The sequence below is a fragment of the Wenyingzhuangia sp. IMCC45533 genome (assembly GCF_054111225.1).
Genome location: NZ_CM134197.1, coordinates 2,139,748 through 2,162,189 on the forward strand (window position 1 = coordinate 2,139,748; position 22,442 = coordinate 2,162,189).

21 protein-coding genes and 5 tRNA genes are annotated in these 22,442 nt (G+C 34.4%); 21 read left to right on the top strand and 5 right to left on the bottom strand.

Annotated features, from left to right (window positions below; genetic code table 11):
* The 4 genes from ACXGQW_RS09455 to ACXGQW_RS09470 form a co-directional block, all read right to left on the bottom strand.
* Nucleotides 1-816, bottom strand: coding sequence for a DUF1853 family protein (locus ACXGQW_RS09455; protein WP_457822278.1), 816 nt, complete (start codon nt 814-816; stop codon nt 1-3).
* Nucleotides 817-1,506: a Sir2 family NAD-dependent protein deacetylase gene (locus ACXGQW_RS09460; protein ID WP_457822279.1), complete on the bottom strand. Its 690-nt coding sequence runs from the start codon at nt 1,504-1,506 to the stop codon at nt 817-819.
* Nucleotides 1,503-2,675 (bottom strand): cation:proton antiporter, encoded by a 1,173-nt coding sequence (locus tag ACXGQW_RS09465; protein ID WP_457822281.1) that lies wholly within the window; start codon nt 2,673-2,675, stop codon nt 1,503-1,505. Before ACXGQW_RS09465 ends, ACXGQW_RS09460 begins: the two co-directional genes overlap by 4 nt.
* An 83-nt stretch (nt 2,676-2,758) precedes the next feature.
* Nucleotides 2,759-4,867 (bottom strand): helix-hairpin-helix domain-containing protein, encoded by a 2,109-nt coding sequence (locus ACXGQW_RS09470; RefSeq protein ID WP_457822283.1) that lies wholly within the window; start codon nt 4,865-4,867, stop codon nt 2,759-2,761.
* Nucleotides 4,868-5,025: 158 nt separating this feature from the next.
* On the opposite strand from ACXGQW_RS09470, the gene ACXGQW_RS09475 reads away from it, so the two are divergent.
* Genes ACXGQW_RS09475 through ACXGQW_RS09490 form a run of 4 tightly spaced genes read left to right on the top strand, consistent with a single transcriptional unit; the run spans nt 5,026 to nt 8,498 of the window.
* Nucleotides 5,026-5,253: a PspC domain-containing protein gene (locus tag ACXGQW_RS09475; RefSeq protein ID WP_457822285.1), complete on the top strand. Its 228-nt coding sequence runs from the start codon at nt 5,026-5,028 to the stop codon at nt 5,251-5,253.
* Nucleotides 5,254-5,258: 5 nt separating this feature from the next.
* Nucleotides 5,259-6,251, top strand: coding sequence for a potassium channel family protein (locus ACXGQW_RS09480; RefSeq protein WP_457822287.1), 993 nt, complete (start codon nt 5,259-5,261; stop codon nt 6,249-6,251).
* Entirely contained in the window at nt 6,244-7,740 is a 1,497-nt protein-coding gene (locus ACXGQW_RS09485) for an alanine/glycine:cation symporter family protein (RefSeq protein WP_457822289.1), read from the top strand. Before ACXGQW_RS09480 ends, ACXGQW_RS09485 begins: the two co-directional genes overlap by 8 nt.
* A gap of 41 nt (nt 7,741-7,781) precedes the next feature.
* Entirely contained in the window at nt 7,782-8,498 is a 717-nt protein-coding gene (locus ACXGQW_RS09490; RefSeq protein ID WP_457822291.1) for an SDR family NAD(P)-dependent oxidoreductase, read from the top strand.
* 194 nt (nt 8,499-8,692) lie between these two features.
* On the opposite strand, the gene mgrA is transcribed toward ACXGQW_RS09490, so the two are convergent.
* A complete protein-coding gene (gene mgrA / locus ACXGQW_RS09495) occupies nt 8,693-9,709 on the bottom strand; it encodes an L-glyceraldehyde 3-phosphate reductase (RefSeq protein ID WP_457822293.1) in 1,017 nt (338 codons plus the stop codon).
* Nucleotides 9,710-9,825: 116 nt separating this feature from the next.
* Between mgrA and ACXGQW_RS09500 the strand changes: the two genes are divergently transcribed.
* From ACXGQW_RS09500 to rpoB, 17 genes are all read left to right on the top strand, one after another.
* A complete protein-coding gene (locus ACXGQW_RS09500; protein ID WP_457822295.1) occupies nt 9,826-10,659 on the top strand; it encodes a helix-hairpin-helix domain-containing protein in 834 nt (277 codons plus the stop codon).
* A 21-nt stretch (nt 10,660-10,680) separates the two neighbouring features.
* On the top strand, nt 10,681-11,820 hold the full coding sequence (locus ACXGQW_RS09505; protein WP_457822297.1) for an acyl-CoA dehydrogenase family protein: 1,140 nt from the start codon (nt 10,681-10,683) through the stop codon (nt 11,818-11,820).
* Between the two features lie 97 nt (nt 11,821-11,917).
* Nucleotides 11,918-12,115 (top strand): 30S ribosomal protein S21, encoded by a 198-nt coding sequence (gene rpsU / locus ACXGQW_RS09510; RefSeq protein WP_457822299.1) that lies wholly within the window; start codon nt 11,918-11,920, stop codon nt 12,113-12,115.
* Nucleotides 12,116-12,194: 79 nt separating this feature from the next.
* Nucleotides 12,195-13,403 carry a tyrosine-type recombinase/integrase gene (locus ACXGQW_RS09515; protein ID WP_457822301.1) on the top strand — a complete coding sequence of 403 codons (1,209 nt, stop codon included), beginning with the start codon at nt 12,195-12,197 and terminating at the stop codon, nt 13,401-13,403.
* A gap of 113 nt (nt 13,404-13,516) precedes the next feature.
* Nucleotides 13,517-13,593, top strand: a tRNA-Thr gene (locus ACXGQW_RS09520).
* A gap of 30 nt (nt 13,594-13,623) precedes the next feature.
* Nucleotides 13,624-13,705, top strand: a tRNA-Tyr gene (locus ACXGQW_RS09525).
* Nucleotides 13,706-13,757: 52 nt separating this feature from the next.
* A tRNA-Gly gene (locus ACXGQW_RS09530) sits at nt 13,758-13,830 on the top strand.
* A gap of 14 nt (nt 13,831-13,844) precedes the next feature.
* A tRNA-Thr gene (locus tag ACXGQW_RS09535) sits at nt 13,845-13,917 on the top strand.
* A 61-nt stretch (nt 13,918-13,978) separates the two neighbouring features.
* A complete protein-coding gene (tuf, locus tag ACXGQW_RS09540; RefSeq protein WP_457822303.1) occupies nt 13,979-15,163 on the top strand; it encodes an elongation factor Tu in 1,185 nt (394 codons plus the stop codon).
* A gap of 62 nt (nt 15,164-15,225) precedes the next feature.
* Nucleotides 15,226-15,298 (top strand) — tRNA-Trp (locus tag ACXGQW_RS09545).
* A gap of 129 nt (nt 15,299-15,427) precedes the next feature.
* A complete protein-coding gene (secE, locus tag ACXGQW_RS09550) occupies nt 15,428-15,616 on the top strand; it encodes a preprotein translocase subunit SecE (protein WP_457822305.1) in 189 nt (62 codons plus the stop codon).
* Nucleotides 15,617-15,632: 16 nt separating this feature from the next.
* Complete coding sequence (nusG, locus tag ACXGQW_RS09555; RefSeq protein ID WP_457822307.1) at nt 15,633-16,187, top strand: transcription termination/antitermination protein NusG; 555 nt, start codon at nt 15,633-15,635, stop codon at nt 16,185-16,187.
* Between the two features lie 75 nt (nt 16,188-16,262).
* A complete protein-coding gene (gene rplK / locus ACXGQW_RS09560) occupies nt 16,263-16,700 on the top strand; it encodes a 50S ribosomal protein L11 (RefSeq protein ID WP_457822309.1) in 438 nt (145 codons plus the stop codon).
* A 19-nt stretch (nt 16,701-16,719) separates the two neighbouring features.
* Nucleotides 16,720-17,409, top strand: a complete 690-nt coding sequence (gene rplA, locus ACXGQW_RS09565) for a 50S ribosomal protein L1 (protein WP_457822311.1) — start codon at nt 16,720-16,722, stop codon at nt 17,407-17,409.
* Nucleotides 17,410-17,432: 23 nt separating this feature from the next.
* Nucleotides 17,433-17,966, top strand: coding sequence for a 50S ribosomal protein L10 (rplJ, locus tag ACXGQW_RS09570; protein WP_457822313.1), 534 nt, complete (start codon nt 17,433-17,435; stop codon nt 17,964-17,966).
* 62 nt (nt 17,967-18,028) lie between these two features.
* A complete protein-coding gene (gene rplL / locus ACXGQW_RS09575; RefSeq protein ID WP_457822315.1) occupies nt 18,029-18,397 on the top strand; it encodes a 50S ribosomal protein L7/L12 in 369 nt (122 codons plus the stop codon).
* 153 nt (nt 18,398-18,550) lie between these two features.
* Complete coding sequence (gene rpoB / locus ACXGQW_RS09580; protein WP_457822317.1) at nt 18,551-22,363, top strand: DNA-directed RNA polymerase subunit beta; 3,813 nt, start codon at nt 18,551-18,553, stop codon at nt 22,361-22,363.
* The last annotated feature ends 79 nt before the right edge of the window (nt 22,364-22,442 follow it).

The following is a 22,442-nucleotide window of genomic DNA, read 5'->3' on the forward strand; positions in this document are numbered from 1 at the left end:
TTACCAAAAAGTTACAAAAAACCGTTTGTAAGTTGTTTCTCTTTTTATCCAGATAAGCGGACTGTGTTTAATTGCAATTTGCTCTAAAATAATAGGTTTAGCTTCTGTAAAGGTTATCCAGTCATCATTGTATTTAGGATCTATCAACCAATCTTGTTTGGCTGGAATATGATACAAGGCCATCGGGAATAAAAAATCTATTTCTTTATAACTAATATAATAACCTTTAATACAATCGTTGTTGATGTTTTTAAACTCGTGATTCATCAAGCTTAACGGCACGTAAAGTTGTGCTTTAAAATGTACGTATTGCGTAATTTTATCCACATCAATGTTCTTATCCGCTAACAGTTGTTTGCAGATTGGATGATGTAACATCGGGAATTGTTTATCCTTTAGTTTGTTTAATTTTTTAACCAAAGAATCTCGCAAATTAGGACCTACCCATCTATCTAATTCATAAGTAATATCTGTTTTATATAAATAGAATTTGTAAGTAAGTTCTATGTGTTTAATACCGTTTGGAGTATCGCAAACAAAATCAATCTCCCCCAAAGTTTGGCGTTTGTCAGCTTGAATTTGTTGATTGCTAACCAAAGGGATGTAGTCTTTTTGTTTCTCTAGGTTTTTATGATAAAACACTTCAACCAGTTTTCCTAACCTGTGATGTTTAGAAGTATCTATATCATTCAAGTCTATATCTTCCGTAAAAGGAATTTCAATTTGCGGATATTGGTAAAAATTTGAGTCGTTCCATAAATTGGGTTGATGGATGAATCCTAAATACTGATAAAATAATCTTTGTACAGAAGTCATTTACGCCAGTTTTTTTAGATGATAATCCAGTATTTCAACTCCCTTTACAGCAGAACTTTGAATACAGGTATAATCACTAGGAACACTTATTTCATCTACCTTAGGGTCTATAATAAAAACAGGACAATGAGATGGAATATGGTAGATTAACCCAGCAGCAGGATACACTTGTAAACTCGTTCCTATAATAATAAAAACATCAGCGGTTTCACAGATATTAGCAGCAGTATCTAACAAAGGAACCTCTTCTCCGAACCAAACAATATTGGGTCTTAACTGATGACCATCGGGGCATTTGTCCCCTAATTGAATTTCACTCCCTCCAATATCTTTTACATATCTGCTGTTAGCAGTGCTTCTTACTTCAGATAGTTTTCCGTGTAAATGTGTTACGTTTTTACTACCACCACGCTCGTGCAAATCGTCTACATTCTGAGTTATAATTTGTACATTGTAATCTTGCTCCAAACTAGCTAAATATTGATGAGCAGCGTTTGGAGATACCGACCCAGCTTGTTTTCGTCTTTGGTTGTAAAACTCCAAAACCAACTTAGAGTTTTTATACCATCCATCTATGGAGGCAACTTCCCTTACGTCATGGTTTTCCCACAATCCGTTATGATCTCTAAAAGTTTTGATACCACTTTCTGCACTGATACCAGCACCCGTTAAAACAACTAAATTTTTCATGATTTTTTGTTTGTCATCACTTTCTGAAAAAGTTTAATCCAAAACGGACTAAATAATAGAGTTAATGCTGTCACAACTATAGTTAGTTCATAGGTGTAGTAAGGAATTACTTCGGCATAATAAGCAGTAGAAGCCAATACAAAACTTAACTCACCTATTTGTGCTAACATAGCACCACCATACAAACTTCTTTTCCAGTCTCTACCAAAATATTGTAGTATTATAGCATTGATTAGGGTGTTAGAACTGTAAACTGCCAAAATCAACAAGGAGATAATTAACCAGTTATTTATAATAAAATTAATGTTGATTAGCATTCCAATAGACACAAAAAACAAAGCAACAAACATCACTCTAAAAGAGTTCAAGCTCTCGTGAAACCAATGAGTAGATTTAGCAGAGTTTACCACCATACCCGCTACAAAAGCCCCAAGGGCAGCAGAAAGCCCAAATAGTGAGGTGACTACGGCAAAGCCAAAGCAAATGGTAAAGGCAAAAAATACTTGTAGCTCATGGTCTTTTTCAAAAGACTTGCTAAAAGGAATGGTAATTTCTTTTTTACGTAAGATGTAAATCATTCCACCGATAAGTAGTATCCCACCTACGCATTGTAATAAAATTTCAGATGCTTGTGGTTTGTTTCCTCCCAAGTAATTAGTGGCAATTAACATGGGAACAATTAAAATATCTTGCATTAAAAGAATGCTAATAATATTTTCTCCCAAAGCACTATCACTTTCTTTATTGTCTTGCAATAGTTTGATGATCACAGCAGAGCTACTTAAACTTGTTACAAAACCGAGGATAACAATTCTACTGTATTCCCAGTTGTAAAAATAACCTATCAGTGCAACAATAAGAATACTTGCGAGTACCTGTATAATGGTTCCGAAAACAGCTACATTCCATTTTTTAATAAAGTTCGGGAGGTTAATTTCCATTCCAATAAAAAAGAGAATTAGAATCAAACCAAACTCACCCAATCCCTCTATAAGTTCAGTGTTGGTAATAATTTTAAAACCGTTTTTTCCCAAAAGTACTCCGGCCAATATGTAGGCAATTACATAGGGTTGCTTATAATGCCTTAGCAAAGCTCCTAATAAAATAACCACCAAACCCATCAACACAAAAATAAGTAGGTTGGGGTTGAATGCAGAAAGAAATATCATCTATAGTTTTTTAACTAAAGTAGTTTATCTCTATAGGAGTTCCAAGTGTTTTAAAACAGATTTAAGTTGTAAAAATGTATAAACTAGAACTTCATCGTGAGTCCTATTCGTTTATTATCTAGGTCCAATTGAATTATTTTTACAGTAACTACTTGATTTAGATGTAGTACATCATTTGGAGAATTGATGAATTGATTCGTGATTTGCGAAATATGTACCAAGCCATTTTCTTTAATTCCCAAATCTACAAACGCACCAAAATTGGTAATATTACTCACTTGCCCTTTAAGTATCATCCCTTCATGCAAATGTTGTATTGTAGTAATATTCTGATCAAAGGCTAATTGATCGTCTTGATTTCTAGGATCTTGATTGGGTTTGGCGAGTTCGTTTAACAAATCCGTTAAGGTTAGTACTCCTATTTTATCCTGTAGTTCTTCGTTCTCTTTCAGTGATAAAATATCTGTGTTTCCAATTAACTCTTCAACAGAGATTTTTAATTGTTTGGCTATCAATTGCACTTCTTTATAAAGTTCTGGATGGATACCTGTATTATCTAAAGGTTGCTCTCCTTGTATTCTTAGAAAACCTGCACATTGTTCAAAAGCTTTATTCCCCAAACGAGGTACTTTTTTTAGTTGGTTGATGTTGGTAAACTTCCCATGCTCGGTTCTGTAGTTAATAATGTTTTGTGCTAAGACAGGACCAATTCCAGAAATGTATTGCAATAAATATTTACTTGCAGTATTTAATTGTACGCCAATTTTATTCACGCATCTTTCTACAATATGATCCAATTCCAACTTTAATAAGCTCTGGTCTACATCGTGTTGATATTGTCCTACCCCAATAGATTTAGGATCTATTTTTACCAACTCGGCTAAAGGATCCATCAAACGTCGTCCAATGCTCACACTTCCGCGCACGGTAATATCTTTATCAGGAAATTCCTCTCTACCAATACCAGAAGCAGAATAAATAGAAGCTCCATTTTCATTGACCAAATACACAGCAATATCATTATTAAAAGGAATAGACTTCACCAGTATTTCGGTTTCTCTACCAGCAGTACCATTTCCAATAGCAATAGCTTCTATACTAAATTGATCACATAACTTTTTAATAACGTGGACACTTTCAGATTCTTTTTTTTGAGGAGGATGCGGGTAAATAACTGTATCCTTTAACAAATCTCCTTGTTCGTTTAAGCACACAACCTTACAACCGGTTTTAAAGCCAGGATCTATCGCTAACACCCTTTTTTTGCCAATAGGAGCGGCCAATAAAAGTTGTTCTAAGTTTTTAGAAAATACTTTTACAGCATCTACATCTGCTTTTTTTTTAAGTTCTTTAAGTAATTCTTTTTCTAAGGCAGGTTTTAAGTTTTTAGAAAATGTAGTAGCCACTATCTGCCTAACAAGTTTTCCAGCTGCGTTGTTTTCTTTCACAAAATTTTTTTCCAAAATAGCTAAGGCTTTCTGCTTATCTATTTTAATACCAGAACTCAGCAAACCTTCGTCACTTGCCCTTAAAATAGCCAGAACTCTGTGGGAGGGAACTTTAGTTGCTTTTTGTTCAAATTCAAAATATGTTTTGTAGGTTGATGCTGCTTGCTCTTTCCCTTTTTTAACTTTACTAACCAAATTTCCTTCTCTGTTGTATAATCTACGCAACTGGTTTCTTGTGTAAGAATGCTCAGTGATCCATTCACTAACAATATCCATGGCTCCATGAACAGCATCTTCTTCGTTTTTAATAACACCTTGTACAAAGCGAGCTGCATTCATACTATTTACATTTTGAGACATGATGATTTTAGCCAAACCTTCCAAGCCATTTTCTTTAGCAATACTGGCCTTTGTTTTTCTTTTAGATTTATAAGGTAAAAACAAATCTTCCAATTCCTTTTTATCCCAGGAGTTTTCAATTTTCTGTATCAGTTGTGGATTGTTGATTTTCTGGTTCGACAAACTTTCTACGATGTATGCTTTTCTCTTGATCAGCTCATCAATAAATAAAGATTGCTTTTGAATGCTAAATATTTCATGATCTTCTAAGCCTCCAGTTTGATCTTTTCTGTACCTAGCAATAAAAGGTACAGTAGCCCCTTCGTTTAACAAGTTTAAAACAGTATTAACCTTAGCTTCAGATGTATTGGTAAGTTTAGCAACTTGTAGTGCATTGTCAATCATATCAACTTAAAAAATATTATGAATTTCAAATATAGTTGTTATCCCTATTTTTGTAGTTGTTTATTTTAAAAAGATAAAATAGATACTGCTAGATTCTGTTTTTGGATAGTTAGTTATACTAATCACATTTTACTACCTTGCAAATAATTGATTTTGGTATGAATTTAATAAACAAAATACGTTACTTTTTTGAGAGATATGGTTTTGATGTTTCATCAAGATTAGCAGATAGATTGGGAATGCGAGCTGTGAATGTTCGGTTGTTTTTTATCTACATTTCGTTTGTAACGTTTGGAGTTTCTTTCGCCATCTATCTTACGTTGGCTTTTGTTTTAAAGTTAAAAGATATGATTAGAACAAAAAGAACTTCGGTATTTGACCTGTAATAAATATGTTAAACAAAATTTACAAAGGACTATTTTTGTTTGCCGTCGTACTTTTAATAGGAACTTTGGTTTTCTTTTTGGCATTTGACTATTCTGTGTTAGATGCTTTTTTTATGACAGTCATTACCATTACTACCGTGGGTTTTGGGGAGGTACAACCTTTAGATGATGGCGGTAAATTGTTTACCATATTTTTACTATTGATAAGTATTGTGGCTTACGGTTATTTGGTAACCGTTATTTCAGAATTTTTTTTGAAAGACACGTTAGTAGATGCTTATAGAACAAAAAAGAACTTAAAAAAAATTGCTAGAATGGAAGGGCATACAATTATTTGCGGTTTTGGACGAAACGGAAAGCAAGCTTTTGAAAAGCTAAAGAAATACAACAAGTCTTGTGTAATTATAGAAAAGGACGAAGACAAATTGATAGATTTATTAGAGAGTAACACCAAAGTAATTAGAGGAGATGCTACCAACGATGAGGTTTTAATAGATGCAGGTATTTACAAAGCAAGCAACTTAATAGCTGCATCGTCTTCAGATGCTAATAATGTGTATATCGTGTTGTCTTCTAGACAATTAAATCCAAAAATAAATATTGTAAGCCGCGCAAGTAGTGATCAATCTGTAGAGAAAATGAAAATTGCTGGAGCGGATGATGTTATTATGCCAGATAGGCTAGGGGGAGAGCACATGGCTTCTTTATTAGTAACTCCGGACTTAGTTAAATTTGTAGATATGCTAGGTTTGGAAGGAGAAAAAAACGCAAACTTAGAAGAAATATCCGTAGAAGAATTACCTAAAGAATATATCTTAAAATCTATTCAAGATTTAGATGTAAGAAGAAATTCAGGTTGTAATGTTATTGGTTTTGTAACCGAGGATGACGAGTACATTGTCAATCCGTCGTCAAACACCATTTTAAGACCCCAATGCAAATTAATTGTATTGGGAAGTTCAGATCAAATTAAAAAATTTATTGAAGTTTATGAATAAGCAAATTTTAGGAGTACTAGCATTATTAATGCCTGCAATGTCTTTTGCCAATGGAATTGATGAAAAGATTAATAGCATATTTGAGCCTATTGTGGAGGTTTTAGCAGCAGTTTTTTTCTTTAAACCTTTTGCGTTTTTAGGTTTTCAAATGCCAGTAATTGTAATGTGGCTTGTTATTGGAGCAGTGTTTTTTACTTTTTATTTAAGATTTGTCAATCTAAGAAAAGCAAAGCATGCGATTGAATTGATCAAAGGGGACTATGATGATCCTAATCACGACAATGGAGAAGTGTCTCATTTTCAAGCCTTGGTTACTGCGTTGTCGGGAACTGTAGGTCTGGGAAATATAGCAGGTGTTGCTGTAGCGATTGCAACGGGTGGAGCTGGGGCTACTTTTTGGATGATATTAGCAGGTTTTTTTGGAATGTCTGCCAAATATGTGGGGTGTACTTTGGGTGTAAAGTATAGAGAAATTAACGAAAAAGGAGAGGTTTCTGGAGGACCCATGTATTATCTATCTAAAGGACTGGCTTTAAAGGGAAAAGAAAAGTTAGGTAAAATATTAGCTATCGTATTTGCTATTCTTTGTGTTGGAGGTTCTTTTGGAGGAGGAAACATGTTTCAGTCTAATCAATCTTATGCTCAATTAAGTAATGTATTTCCAGCTTTTGAAGGCTATGGATTTGCTTACGGAATTTTTGTAGCTGTTTTAGTGGGATTGGTCATTATTGGAGGAATTAAATCCATAGCTAAAGTTACAGATAAAATAGTGCCACTAATGGTAGCTACCTACGTAATAGCATGTTTAATTATTGTAGTGTTCAACATTAATCAAATAGGACACGCTTTTTCAATTATACTAGAAGGAGCTTTTACAGGAAAAGGAATTCAAGGAGGTGTTATTGGAGTGTTGGTGATTGGAGTACAACGTGCAGCTTTTTCAAATGAAGCAGGAGTAGGGTCAGCAGCTATTGCGCATGCAGCCGTTAAAACAGAAGAGCCTATTACCGAAGGAATTGTTGCCATGCTAGGGCCTTTTATTGATACTATTGTTATTTGCACTATGACAGCGTTGGTACTTATTTTTACAGGTTTTGCTGAAGATACTACGGGCTTAACAGGAGCCGAATTAACTTCTGCAGCGTTTAGTAGCGTGTTTCCGTGGTTTAGATATGTGTTGTTAGTAGCTATTGTGTTATTTGCTTTTTCTACCATGATTTCTTGGTCCTATTACGGAATGAAATCTTTCACCTATTTGTTTGGAAACACTAAAAAAGTAGAGAATGTATATAAAGTAATTTTCTTATTATTTGTGGTTATTGGAGCCTCTTCTAGTCTTGGAGCGGTCATGGATTTTTCTGATATGATGATTTTAGGAATGGCATTTCCTAATGTATTAGGATTGTACTTTTTAGTAAAAGAAGTAAAATTGGATAGTAAAAAGTACTTTGATAAAATAGCTTCTGGCGAAATTAAAAAATTTAAATAAATCTAAAGATTTACCATAAGCGAATAATGCTTAAAGAAAGTATGAAAAATGTTGTTATTATAGGAGGAACTTCGGGTATCGGAAAAGGGTTAGCTACAAAATTTTTGTCCCAAGAATACAGGGTAGGGGTCACAGGAAGAAGATTGAATCTGTTAGCGGATATTCAAAAAGAATCTAACAGTCAAATCTCAATTTTAGAACACGATATTACAGATTTGGAGAACTCTAAACATCAACTAGAAGTCTTTTTTAACCAATTTAAGCAGGTGGATATTGTTGTAGTAGCTGCGGGCATTTCAGAGCTAAATGAAGATTTTAATATTGAAACAGAAAACAAAGTTCTTCACACCAATGTCAATGGAGTTGTTCAAATATATCAGCTTGTATTCTCTTGGTTCAAAACACAAGGTTTCGGTCATTTGGTAGGAATATCATCCATCGCTTCTATAAGAGGAAATAGGTTTTGTCCAGCCTATAGCGCTTCTAAGGCATTTCAAGCCAACTATCTCGAATCTCTGAGATTTGCCTCAGTAAACAACAAATTGAATATCCATATCACGGATATTCAGCCAGGGTTTGTAAACACCGCAGCAGCTAAAGGAGAAGGATTGTTTTGGGTAGCTCCTGTTCCCAAGGTTGCTAGTCAAATTTACAAAGCAATTTTAAAGAAGAAGAGAAAAAAATATGTTACCAAAAGGTGGGGTTTCATTGCTTGGGTAATGAAAGTAGCTCCTAGCTGGTTGATGGAGAAAATGTAATTATTCGTCCGTTAAATATGATTTTTATACAATCAATGTATGTTTTTTAAATTGTCATTTCGAGTAATTTTCGATTGAAAAATCGCATCGATAAACTCAATTTTGAAACAAAAAGAGCAGTCAAAGGAGTAAAACCGTCGTATAATTTAGGCTGTATTTATAGGTGTCTCTTAAGTACAATCTAGGTTATAAATCTAGAGAGAGATTTGATTGATGAGTTTTAACTCCTCTTCTGTAAACGTCAACTGATCTAGAGCTTTTATGTTTTCTTTAAGTTGATGAGAAGAACTAGCACCAATAAGCACCGAGCAAACAGATTTTTGTTGTAACAACCAAGCAATGGCCATTTGAGATAATTTTTGCCCTCTCTCTTGAGAGAGCTGATGTAGTTTTCTTACTTTTTCTATTTCTTGGTTCACAAAATCTTTTGACAGGTAAGAGAGTGATTTACTAGCTCTAGAGTTTTCTGGAATTCCGTTTAGATATTTGTCAGTTAATAAACCCTGAGCCAAAGGAGAAAAAGTAATACAACCCAAACCTTTGCTGTCTAGTGTGTTTAGTAATCCGTCTTTTTCAATGCTTCTATCTAAAATGGAGTATTTGTCTTGGTGTAACACAAAAGGAACATTTAATTCTTTAAATAAACGAATCATGGCATTTGTTTGTTCGGAATTGTACCTGGAAAGACCGATGTATAAGGCCTTTCCTTGTCTTACCATATCTGCTAAAGCCAAAGCCGTCTCCTCTATAGGGGTTTCAACATCAGGCCTATGATGATAGTAAATATCCACATAATCCAAGTCCATACGTTTTAAGCTTTGATCTAAACTGCTAATCAAATACTTTCTAGAACCTCCATTGCCATAAGGTCCGGACCACATGTCGTAACCAGCCTTTGTAGCAATAAATAATTCGTCTCTATGACTTTTAAAGTTATTTTTAAAGATAGCACCAAAATTGCTTTCAGCGGATCCATATGGCGGACCGTAATTGTTCGCCAAATCAAAATGAGTGATACCCACATCAAAGGCAGTTCTTAAAATATCTTCAGCGTTATACAATGAGTCAACCGCTCCAAAGTTGTGCCATAATCCCAAAGAAATAGCAGGCAATAGTACACCGCTTTTACCAACTCTATTGTATGTCATTTGCTGGTATCTATTAGGATTGGCCTGATAAAGATTAGAGCCAGATTTATCGTTGATGTTCATAAATGTATATTTTAAAGTTGAAAGTTATAAAACGGAACGTAAATCAAGTGGTTTTTAACTGAATTTTTTAATTGGACAATATTTAAGAAATAGATTATATTTCTATTAAAAAAGCAATGTTAAGTTATTCCAAGAGTCAACGAAACGGAATTATCTGTTTGGTACTGTTGATTTTGCTCGCTCAGTCATTTATTTTCTTTGTTGATTTTGATAAGAGTGAACATCAGCAAACAATACTATTACCTGAGATTCAGCAAAAGATAGACAGTCTTTCGAAAATTACAGATTACAAAAAGCGGAAAGTAAAACCTTTTAATCCTAATTACTTATCAGACTATAAAGCCTATCAATTAGGCTTATCCGTAGCTCAGATAAATCGATTATTTGAGTATAGAAAGACTGGAAAGTACATTAACTCTGCTAAAGATTTTAAGGAAGTAACAAACGTATCAGATTCTTTACTAAGATATTTAACACCTTCGTTTAAGTTTCCAAAGAGAGTGTTTCCGCAAAAGCTAGTTCATCAGAAAAAAATAGAAGAGCGTATTATTGTTAAGGACATCAATAAAGCAAATCAAAATGACTTAATAAGAATAAGAGGCATAGGGGTTAAAAGAGCACAAAGTATTGTGAAATATAGAAAATTATTAGGAGGTTATAGTTTTGATAATCAACTGGATGAAGTGTGGGGGATTCCTGCGAACGTTTTAATTGAGTTAAAGAAACGTTATAAAGTGATTTCCAAACCCATTTTAAAAAAGGTAAACGTGAATAAAGCTACTGTAAACGAGTTGAATAAGGTAGTTTATATAAATTATAAACAAGCTCAATCAATTATAGACTATAGAAATGAAGTTGCAGAAATTCAGAATTTAGCAGAGTTAAAATCAATAAGCAATTTTCCTGTAGATAAATTCGATTTAATAAGTTTATATTTGCAGGCTCAATAAAACTACTAAAACTTTTTTTGAATGAATTTCGAGACAAATGAAACCCAAAAAATGATTGCAGAATCAATCAAATCTTTTGCAAAAATTCATATACAGCCAAATATTTACAAATGGGATGAGTCTCAAATATTTCCAGTGGATTTGTTTAAAAAATTGGGGGAAATGGGGTTTATGGGAGTTTTAGTTCCTGAAGTTTATGGAGGTTCGGGCTTAGGATATCACGAATATATTACCGTTATTGAGGAATTATCAAAAGTAGATCCTTCGATTGGTTTGTCTGTAGCTGCTCACAATTCCTTATGTACAGGTCATATTTTGCAGTTTGGAAACGAAGAACAGAAAACCAAATGGTTGCCTAAATTGGCTTCTGCTGAATGGATTGGTGCTTGGGGTTTAACAGAACACAACACGGGTTCTGATGCTGGAGGGATGAGTACTACAGCGGTGCTAGACGGAGATGATTACGTATTAAACGGAGCAAAAAACTTTATTACGCACGCTATTAGCGGTGATATTTCCGTAGTAATTGCAAGAACTGGTGAAAAGGGAGATTCTCACGGAATGACAGCTTTTGTGATAGAAAAAGGAACTCCAGGTTTTAGTTCTGGTAAAAAAGAAGATAAATTGGGGATGAGAGCCTCTGAAACTGCAGAATTGGTATTTGACAACTGTAGAGTTCCTAAAGAAAACATTTTAGGAGAGGTTGGAGATGGATTTATACAGTCTATGAAGATATTAGATGGAGGAAGAATATCTATTGCAGCCTTATCTATTGGAATAGCAAAAGGAGCATACGAAGCTGCACTTAAGTATTCTAAAGAAAGAGTACAATTTGGAAAACCTATTTCGTCATTTCAAGGAGTGTCATTTAAATTGGTAGATATGGCTACGGAAATAGAGGCTTCGGAGTTGTTAACACACAAAGCTGCAGCCAAAAAAGAATTAGGTGAAAAAATGACGACGATCGGAGCTATGGCTAAAATGTATGCCTCAGAAGCTTGCGTTAAAATAGCGAACGAAGCGATACAAGTACACGGTGGATACGGGTATACCAAAGAGTTTCCTGTAGAAAAATTTTATAGAGATAGTAAATTATGTACCATAGGAGAAGGGACTACCGAAATTCAAAAAGTAGTAATTTCTAGAAATATCTTAAAATAATAGTTTGTAGTTGTTAATTTAAACTATCTTTGCAATCCAAAATTAGAAATTAAAAACATTTAAAATATATCACGACGATGAAAGGAGGTGCTAAAGTATGTTAATCATTCCAGTTAAAGACGGAGAAAATATCGATAGAGCTTTAAAGCGTTTTAAAAGAAAATTCGACCGTACAAAAACCATGAAAACTTTACGCGAGCGTCAACAGTATAATAAACCATCTGTTGTAAACCGTAAACAAAGAATTAAAGCTTCTTACGTTCAACGTTTAAGAACAAACGAAGAGCAAGCTTAATTAGTTTTTCAAACAATTTAAAAACCCTGTGATATAATCACAGGGTTTTTTTGTAACTTTTTTTTTGCAAAGACAGAGCATGAATTTACTACACAGTTTTTTAGAGTATTTATTATTAGAGAAAAATTACAGTAAGCACACGATAAAAGCTTATCAAAAAGATATTGTGGATTTTTTTAAATTTATGGAAGTACATTACAACAAGTCCTTACCAGCTGATGTTTTTCATAATCATATCAGATCTTGGGTTGTCAATTTAAATGAGAATGAATTATCAAACAGGTCTATTAATAGAAAAATAACTGCTCTAAAAAGTTACTATTCTTATTTACAAAAGGTAGAAGAAGTTGAATACTCTCCGTTAGAAAATCAGAAAAGTTTAAAAGTTGCCAAAAAAGTAATCATACCATTTTCCGAAAAAGAAATAGAGGAAGCTATACAATATGTAGATGACTCTTTAACGGAATTTGAGCAGTTAAGGAACAAGGTTATTATTCATTTACTATATGCTACTGGAATCAGACAATCAGAATTGGTGGGGCTAGAACTAAAAGACATAGACTTGATTAACAAAACAATAAAAGTCTTGGGAAAACGAAACAAGGAGCGTATCGTGCCCATTTACGATGGTATGTTAGAGGATATAAATGCTTATATTATAAAAAGAGCTGAGTTAGCTAGCGCTACAGGTTATGTATTCGTGACAAAAAAGGGAACCAAAATGTATGCTACACTTGTTTATAGAATTATTAATTCTTACTTTAGTAAGGTCACGACTAAGCAAAAGAAAAGTCCACATGTTTTAAGACATTCATATGCGACAGATTTAGTAGATAATGGTGCAGATCTTAATTCGGTTAAAGAATTACTAGGGCATTCAAGTTTAGCCGCAACGCAGGTTTACACGCATAATAGTTTGGACAAGTTAAAGCAAGTTTACAACCAAGCACACCCTAGAAGTGCAAAAAAAAAAATAGAATATATGAAAGTAATAACGCAATCAGTAAATTTTACAGCAGACAAAGAATTAATTGTATTTGTAAATAAAAAAGTAGAAGGGTTAGAAAAGTTTCACGACAAAATTGTAGATGCTGAAGTATATTTAAAAGTGCAACAAACTAGTGAAAAAGAAAACAAATTAACAGAGTTGAAATTGAATATACCAGGACACGATTTTATTGTAAAAAAAGAATCTAAAACTTTTGAAGAAGGGATTAGTTTGTGTGTCGATTCCATGAAAAGACAACTTACCAAAATCAAGGAAAAAGAAAGAGAATTACAGAATTAAAAAAAAACAAAATATTTTCGAAAATGTTTTGGAGGATCTCTAAAACTTTATAAATTTGCAGTCCGTTAACTAAGCGGACTGTTTTTTTTGAAAACAGTTGCCAAGTTAAAAAAGCCGATATAGCTCAGCTGGCTAGAGCAGCTGATTTGTAATCAGCAGGTCGTAGGTTCGAGTCCTATTATCGGCTCCAAAAGAAAGCGTTCTTTTAAATTATTGGATTGGTGAGATACTCAAGTGGCCAACGAGGGCGGACTGTAAATCCGCTGACTATGTCTTCGAAGGTTCGAATCCTTCTCTCACCACAGACAAGGCTTAATATAAATTAAGTTCCTTCTGATGTAGAATCAGTAAAATGCGAGAGTAGCTCAGTTGGTAGAGCGTCAGCCTTCCAAGCTGAATGTCGCCGGTTCGAACCCGGTCTCTCGCTCAAAAAAAAACCAAGCCGGTGTAGCTCAGTTGGTAGAGCGCATCCTTGGTAGGGATGAGGTCACGGGTTCAAATCCCGTCATTGGCTCAAACAAAAAGGTTTTTAAAATAAACACTAATTATATAACTAAGAATTAAAATTAATAATCATGGCAAAGGAAACATTTGACCGTTCGAAACCGCACTTAAACATCGGTACAATCGGACACGTTGACCACGGTAAAACTACTTTAACTGCTGCTATTACTACTGTATTAGCTAAAATTACTGGTGCAGAAGTAAGAGATTTCGATACTATCGATAATGCTCCAGAAGAAAAAGAGAGAGGTATTACAATTAACACTTCTCACGTAGAGTACGAAACTGAAAATCGTCACTACGCTCATGTTGACTGTCCTGGTCACGCCGATTATGTGAAGAACATGGTAACTGGTGCTGCTCAAATGGATGGTGCTATTTTAGTAGTTGCTGCAACTGATGGACCAATGCCACAAACTCGTGAGCACATCTTATTAGGTCGTCAGGTAGGAATTCCTCGTATCGTTGTTTTCTTAAACAAAGTTGATATGGTTGATGATGAAGAGTTATTAGAGTTAGTAGACATGGAAGTTCGTGATTTATTATCTTTCTATGACTATGATGGTGATAACACTCCAGTAATTCAAGGATCTGCTTTAGGTGGATTAAACGACGATCCGAAATGGGTTGAAAGTATTGTTGAATTAATGGCTGCTGTTGATGCTTGGATTGAAGAGCCAACAAGAGAAGTTGATAAAGATTTCTTAATGCCAATTGAAGATGTATTCTCTATTACAGGTCGTGGTACTGTTGCTACAGGACGTATCGAAACTGGAGTTGCATTAACAGGTGAAAGTGTTGATATTATTGGTATGGGAGCTGAAAAATTAACTTCTACAATTACAGGAGTTGAGATGTTCCGTAAAATATTAGATAGAGGTGAAGCTGGGGATAACGTAGGTATCTTATTGAGAGGTATTGAAAAATCTCAAATCAAAAGAGGAATGGTAATCTGTAAGCCAGGTTCTGTAACTCCACATGATAAATTTAAAGCTGAGGTTTATATCTTAAAGAAAGAAGAAGGTGGACGTCACACTCCATTCCACAACAACTACCGTCCACAGTTCTACGTACGTACAACTGACGTAACAGGTACTATTAACTTACCTGATGGAGTTGAAATGGTAATGCCAGGTGATAACTTAACAATTACTGTTGACTTACATTCTCCAATTGCAATGAACGTAGGTTTACGTTTTGCAATCCGTGAAGGAGGTAGAACAGTAGGAGCTGGTCAGGTAACTGAAATCTTATAGTAAACAGTAAGATTTATTTATATAAAGGAGCTTAAAACTTTTATGTTTTAAGCTCCTTATTTACGGGCGTAGCTCAGTTGGTAGAGCACTGGTCTCCAAAACCAGGTGTCGGGAGTTCGAGTCTCTCCGCCCGTGCAAACACTAAAAAAAGGAATTATATTTTTATATAATTCCTTTTTTTACCAATCAAAGTTAAAAAAAGATATAAAATTATTCATCTTTTGAATAATTTTATATCTTTGCACGACTTTTTAAGAGAATAGAATGAATATTATTAATTACATTAAATCATCATTTTCGGAGCTGAAAGACGAAATGACTTGGATATCAAAGGAAGAAGCACAGAAATCTACTGTGGTTGTAGCCATTTTTACCATCATTTTTGCTATCACTGTGTTTTTGGTAGATCAAGTTTTTCAAGAAGCCTTAGAAGGTTTTTTTAATGTTTTATAAGAAGATAAATTAGATTATGGCTGATTCTGTAAAGAAATGGTATGTAGTAAGGGCTATTGGTGGTCAGGAAAACAAGGTGAAAACTTATATAGAAAATGAGATTTCGCGTTTAGGTTTGTCCGATTACGTAGATCAGGTGTTAGTGCCAACAGAAAAAGTTGTTCAAGTGCGTAATGGAAAGAAATCTACACGTGAACGCGTGTATTTTCCTGGTTATGTAATGGTCGAAGCAAATTTATCTGGTGAAGTTCCTCACGTAATAAAAGCTGTAACAGGAGTTATTGGTTTTTTAGGAGAAACCAAAGGAGGGGATCCAGTACCAATGCGTAAAAGCGAAATAAACAGAATGTTAGGTAAGGTTGACGAATTAACAGTGCAACCAGACTTTAATATTGCAATTCCATATACAATTGGAGAAACTGTGAAAGTAATAGATGGTCCGTTCAACGGGTTTGACGGTACTATAGAGGCTATTCACGAAGAAAAGAGAAAGCTTGAAGTGATGGTGAAGATTTTCGGTAGAAAAACGCCACTAGAACTAAATTACATGCAAGTTGATAAAATATCATAAGTAAAGAATGTTACAATTTAATTTTGTGTTTGCTTCCAATAATAACACAAAGTTTAATTTAATTTTATATTAAAAATGGCAAAAGAAGTAAGTAAGATTGTAAAGTTACAGGTTAAGGGAGGGCAAGCAAATCCTTCACCACCAGTAGGTCCTGCTTTAGGTGCTGCCGGAGTTAACATTATGGAGTTCTGTAAGCAGTTTAATGCTAGAACTCAAGACAAACAAGGGAAGGTTTTACCAGTTGCAATTACTGTATACTCTGATAAATCTTTTGAGTTTGTTGTTAAAACTCCACCAGCTGCAGTTCAAATATTAGAAGCTGCAAAAATTAAAGGAGGGTCAGGAGAGCCTAACCGTAAAAAAGTTGCAAGTATAACTTGGGACCAGGTGAAAGCAATCGCAGAAGACAAAATGCCAGACTTAAATGCTTTTACAGTAGAGTCAGGTATGAAAATGGTTGCAGGTACTGCAAGATCAATGGGTATAACAGTTAGCGGAGACGCTCCATTTTAATCAATAAACGAAAGTAAACATGGCAAAATTAACAAAAAAGCAAAAGGAAGCTAACGCTAAGATTGACAGTTCTAAAGTTTATTCTTTGAATGAAGCATCATCTTTAGTTAAGGAAATTACAAGTGCAAATTTTGATGCATCTGTAGACTTAGCTATCCGTTTAGGAGTAGATCCTAGAAAAGCAAATCAAATGGTTCGTGGAGTAGTAACGTTACCGCACGGAACAGGAAAAGATGTGAAAGTATTAGCATTGGTAACTCCAGATAAAGAAGCAGAAGCGAAAGAAGCGGGTGCAGATTACGTTGGATTAGATGAGTACTTAGCAAAAATCAAATCAGGTTGGACAGATGTTGATGTAATCATCACGATGCCATCTTGTATGGGTAAATTAGGACCGTTAGGACGTGTTTTAGGGCCAAGAGGATTAATGCCTAACCCTAAGACAGGTACAGTTACTATGGATATTGCAAAAGCAGTAAATGAAGTAAAAGCTGGTAAAATTGATTTTAAAGTAGATAAGACAGGAATTGTACATGCTGCAGTTGGAAAAGTGTCTTTCGATGCTCAAAAAATCGAAGAAAATGCTAACGAATTAATTCAAACTATTATTAAGTTAAAGCCTACTGCTGCTAAAGGAACTTATATTAAGAGTGCTTTCATTTCTAGTACTCAGTCTCCTTCAGTTCAGTTAGATTTAAAATCGCTTTAATTAGCTGTTAAAACTCATACACAATGACAAGAGAAGAAAAATTTCAAGTAATTGAAGATTTAACAAGCCAATTAGAGGAAAACTCAGTAATCTATTTAGCTGATATATCAGGATTAGATGCTGCTAACACTTCTGACTTAAGAAGAGCTTGTTTTAAGCAAGATATTAAATTATCTGTAGTTAAGAATACATTGCTAGAAAAAGCAATGGAAAAGTCTGAAAAAGACTTTGGTGATTTACCATCAACATTAAAAGGAAATACTTCTGTATTCTACGCTGATGTAGCAAACGCTCCGGCAAAAGTAATGCAAGATTTCTTAAAGAAAACCAAAGGTGAGAAACCTCTTTTAAAAGGAGCTTTTATTGCTGATGAAGTTTATGTTGGTGCAGATCAATTACCTGCTTTAGTAGCTATTAAGTCTAAAGAAGAGTTAATTGGTGACATCATCACTATCTTACAGTCTCCAATCAAAAACGTTGTTTCAGCGTTAACGAATGAAGAACGTACAGACAAAGCAGGGGAAACAGTAGAAGCTACTGAAGAAGCTGCAGAATAATTACGCGCACAAATAAATTATAATACAATTCACGTTTTAATTAACGTACAAAAATTACCAAAATGGCAGAATTAAAAGATTTCGCAGAACAATTAGTTAACTTAACAGTTAAAGAAGTAAATGAATTAGCTACTATCTTAAAAGATGAGTACGGTATTGAGCCAGCTGCTGCAGTTGTTGTAGGAGGTGCTGCTGGAGGTGGTGAAGCTGCTGAAGAAAAAACAGAATTTGACGTTGTTTTAACTGATGCTGGAGCTTCTAAATTAAAAGTAGTTAAAGCTGTTAAAGAATTAACAGGTTTAGGATTAAAAGAAGCTAAGGCTTTAGTTGATGGAACTCCATCTAACATTAAAGAAGCTATCTCTAAAGAAGAAGCTGAAGGAATTAAAACTTCATTAGAAGAAGTTGGTGCATCTGTAGAATTAAAGTAATTTTTACTACACCAAACCAAATAGGTTTAGGTCAATCCTGTAAAGGAAAGACCTAAACCATTTTTTGCGTTTAAATAGTTTGTTATTTATCGCTCAAAAAAATGCTTACAAAAAGAGAATAAGAATTATTAATTCACTTAAATTTTTTCACCTTTGGCAACGAAAAATAATACAAGAGTTAACTTTGCTTCAGCCAAACTAAGTACAGAATATCCGGACTTTTTAGATATTCAGATTAAGTCTTTCCAAGACTTTTTCCAGTTGAAAACTAAGGCTGACGAAAGAAGCGATGAAGGTTTGTATAAAACTTTCATGGACAATTTTCCAATTACTGACACACGTAACAACTTTGTGTTAGAATTTTTAGACTACTTTGTTGATCCACCTAGATATTCACTAGAAGAGTGTATTGAGCGTGGTTTAACTTATAGTTTACCTTTAAAGGCAAGATTAAAATTATATTGTACAGATCCTGAACATGAGGATTTTGAGACTATTGTGCAAGATGTGTACTTAGGTACTATTCCTTACATGACTAACTCCGGTACTTTTATTATTAACGGTGCAGAACGTGTAATCGTTTCTCAGCTACACCGTTCTCCGGGAGTATTCTTTGGACAATCTTTCCATGCTAACGGTACAAAATTATATTCTGCAAGAGTAATTCCTTTTAAAGGATCTTGGATAGAATTTGCTACCGATATCAATCAAGTAATGTATGCTTACATTGATAGAAAGAAAAAATTACCTGTTACTACTTTATTCCGTGCAATTGGATATGAAAGAGATAAGGATATTTTAGAAATTTTTGACTTAGCAGAAGAAGTAAAAGTTTCTAAGTCTGGATTAAAGAAAGTATTAGGAAGAAAATTAGCTGCTCGTGTATTAAGAACATGGTTTGAGGACTTTGTAGATGAAGACACAGGTGAAGTTGTTTCTATAGAGCGTAACGAGATTGTATTTGACCGTGACACTATTTTAGAAAAAGAGCATATTGATGAAATTGTAGAAACAGGTGTAAAAACAATTTTATTACATAGAGAAGATAATGAAAGTGGAGATTATGCAATTATCCACAATACATTACAAAAAGATCCAACCAACTCAGAGAAAGAAGCTGTAGAGCATATCTATAGACAATTACGTAACGCTGAGCCGCCAGATGAGGAGACTGCAAGAGGAATTATTGATAAATTATTCTTCTCAGAGCAACGTTACAACTTAGGTGAAGTTGGTCGTTTTAGAATGAACAAAAAGTTAGGACTTAACGAATCTTTAGATGAAAAAGTTTTAACTAAAAATGATATTATCACTATTATCAAAAACTTAATTGAGTTGGTAAACTCAAAAGCGGAGATTGATGATATTGACCATTTATCTAATAGACGTGTACGTACAGTAGGGGAACAATTAGCAGCTCAGTTTGGAGTTGGTTTGTCTCGTATGGCTCGTACCATTAGAGAACGTATGAATGTACGTGACAATGAGGTGTTTACTCCAATTGACTTAATTAACGCAAAGACTTTGTCCTCTGTAATTAACTCATTCTTTGGAACCAATCAGTTATCTCAGTTTATGGATCAAACCAATCCATTAGCAGAGATTACTCACAAACGTAGATTATCAGCATTAGGACCTGGAGGTTTATCTAGAGAAAGAGCTGGTTTTGAGGTTCGTGATGTTCACTATACTCACTACGGTCGTTTATGTCCTATTGAAACTCCTGAAGGTCCAAACATTGGATTAATTTCATCTTTAGCAGTATACGCAAAAGTGAACAATTTAGGATTTATAGAAACTGCTTACCACAAAGTAGAAGAAGGAAAAGTTAACATTGTTGATGCTCCTATCTATTTAAGTGCTGAGGAAGAAGAAGGAATGAAGTTTGCACAGTCAAATATTGATATTGCAGATAATGGACAAATAAATTTAGAGAAAGTAATCGCTCGTGAAGAGGCTGATTATCCTGTGGTAACGCCACAAGATATAGATTACATGGATGTATCTCCTAACCAGATTGCCTCTATTTCTGCTTCTTTAATTCCTTTCTTGGAACATGATGATGCTAACCGTGCCTTGATGGGATCTAACATGATGCGTCAGGCTGTACCATTATTACGTCCAGAATCTCCTATTGTAGGAACAGGATTAGAGAGAAGAGTTGCTAAAGATTCAAGAATCTTAATCAACGCAGAAGGAACAGGAGAGGTAATTTATGTAGATGCTAATAAAATTACCATTCGTTACGAAAGAACTGATGAAGAAGCTTCAGTAAGTTTTGATTCTAACGAAGTTTCTTATGACTTAATTAAGTTTAGAAAAACAAACCAAGGTACTTCTATCAACTTAAAGCCAATTGTAAAAGTTGGTGATGTGGTTAGTGAAGGACAAGTATTATGTGAAGGTTATGCAACTCAAAAGGGTGAATTAGCTTTAGGACGTAATATGAAAGTAGCCTTTATGCCATGGCAGGGTTACAACTTTGAGGATGCGATTGTAATTTCTGAAAAAGTAGTAAGAGAAGATATTTTTACTTCTATTCATATTGATGAGTATTCTTTAGATGTTAGAGATACTAAATTAGGAGCTGAAGAATTAACAAACGATATTCCAAACGTTTCCGAAGAAGCTACAAAAGATCTAGACGAAAACGGAATGATTCGTATCGGTGCTGAAGTAAAGCCTGGAGATATCTTAATAGGTAAGATTACTCCAAAAGGTGAATCAGATCCGACACCAGAAGAAAAATTATTACGTGCCATCTTTGGAGACAAAGCGGGAGATGTGAAAGATGCTTCTTTAAAAGCTTCTCCATCTTTAAGAGGAGTTGTAATTGGTAAAAAATTATTTAAGAAAGCAGTTAAAGATAAATCTAAGAGAGTAAGAGACAAGGAGCAAATTGAAGCATTAGAAGCTCAGTTTACACATGACTTTGAATCTTTAAAAGATGCTTTGATTGAGAAATTATTCGCATTAATTGCTGGAAAAACCTCTCAGGGTGTTCAGAATGATTTAGGTGAAGAAGTGTTCCCTAAAGGTAAAAAGTATACTTTAAAAATGTTAAACTCTGTTACAGACTTTACGCATTTAACTAAAGGAGCTTGGACTACAGACGATCACTTAAATAATTTGGTAGCTGAATTAATTCACAATTACAAAATTAAAGTAAGTGACCTACAGGGTGCCCTAAGACGTAAAAAGTTTGCCATTACTATTGGAGATGAATTGCCAGCAGGAGTATTAAAGTTGGCTAAGATTTACATCGCTAAAAAACGTAAGTTAAAAGTAGGTGATAAAATGGCAGGACGTCACGGTAACAAAGGTATTGTTGCTCGTATCGTACGTCAAGAAGAAATGCCTTTCTTAGAAGACGGAACACCTGTTGATATTGTATTGAATCCATTAGGGGTACCATCGCGTATGAACATTGGACAGATTTACGAAACTGTATTAGGTTGGGCAGGTCAAAAATTAGATCAGAAGTATGCAACACCAATTTTTGATGGAGCTAAGCTAGATCAAATTAACGAGCTTACCGATGAGGCAGGTATTCCAAGATTTGGACACACTTACTTATACGATGGAGGAACAGGAGAACGTTTTGATCAACCTGCAACAGTAGGTGTAATTTATATGATCAAATTAGGTCACATGATTGATGACAAGATGCACGCACGTTCTATTGGACCGTACTCTTTAATTACTCAACAGCCATTAGGAGGTAAAGCTCAATTTGGAGGTCAACGTTTTGGAGAGATGGAAGTATGGGCATTAGAGGCTTATGGAGCATCTAGTATTTTACGAGAAATTTTAACAGTTAAATCTGATGACGTTATTGGTAGAGCTAAAACTTACGAAGCAATCGTAAAAGGAGAGCCGATGCCAGAACCTGGTTTACCAGAATCATTCAATGTATTAATGCATGAATTGAAAGGTTTAGGATTAGACGTAAGATTAGAAGAATAACTGAGTATTAAGTAAATAGTATAGAATAATGAGTTTTAAAACTCACTACTTTATACTTAGTACTAAAGACTAAAAAAGA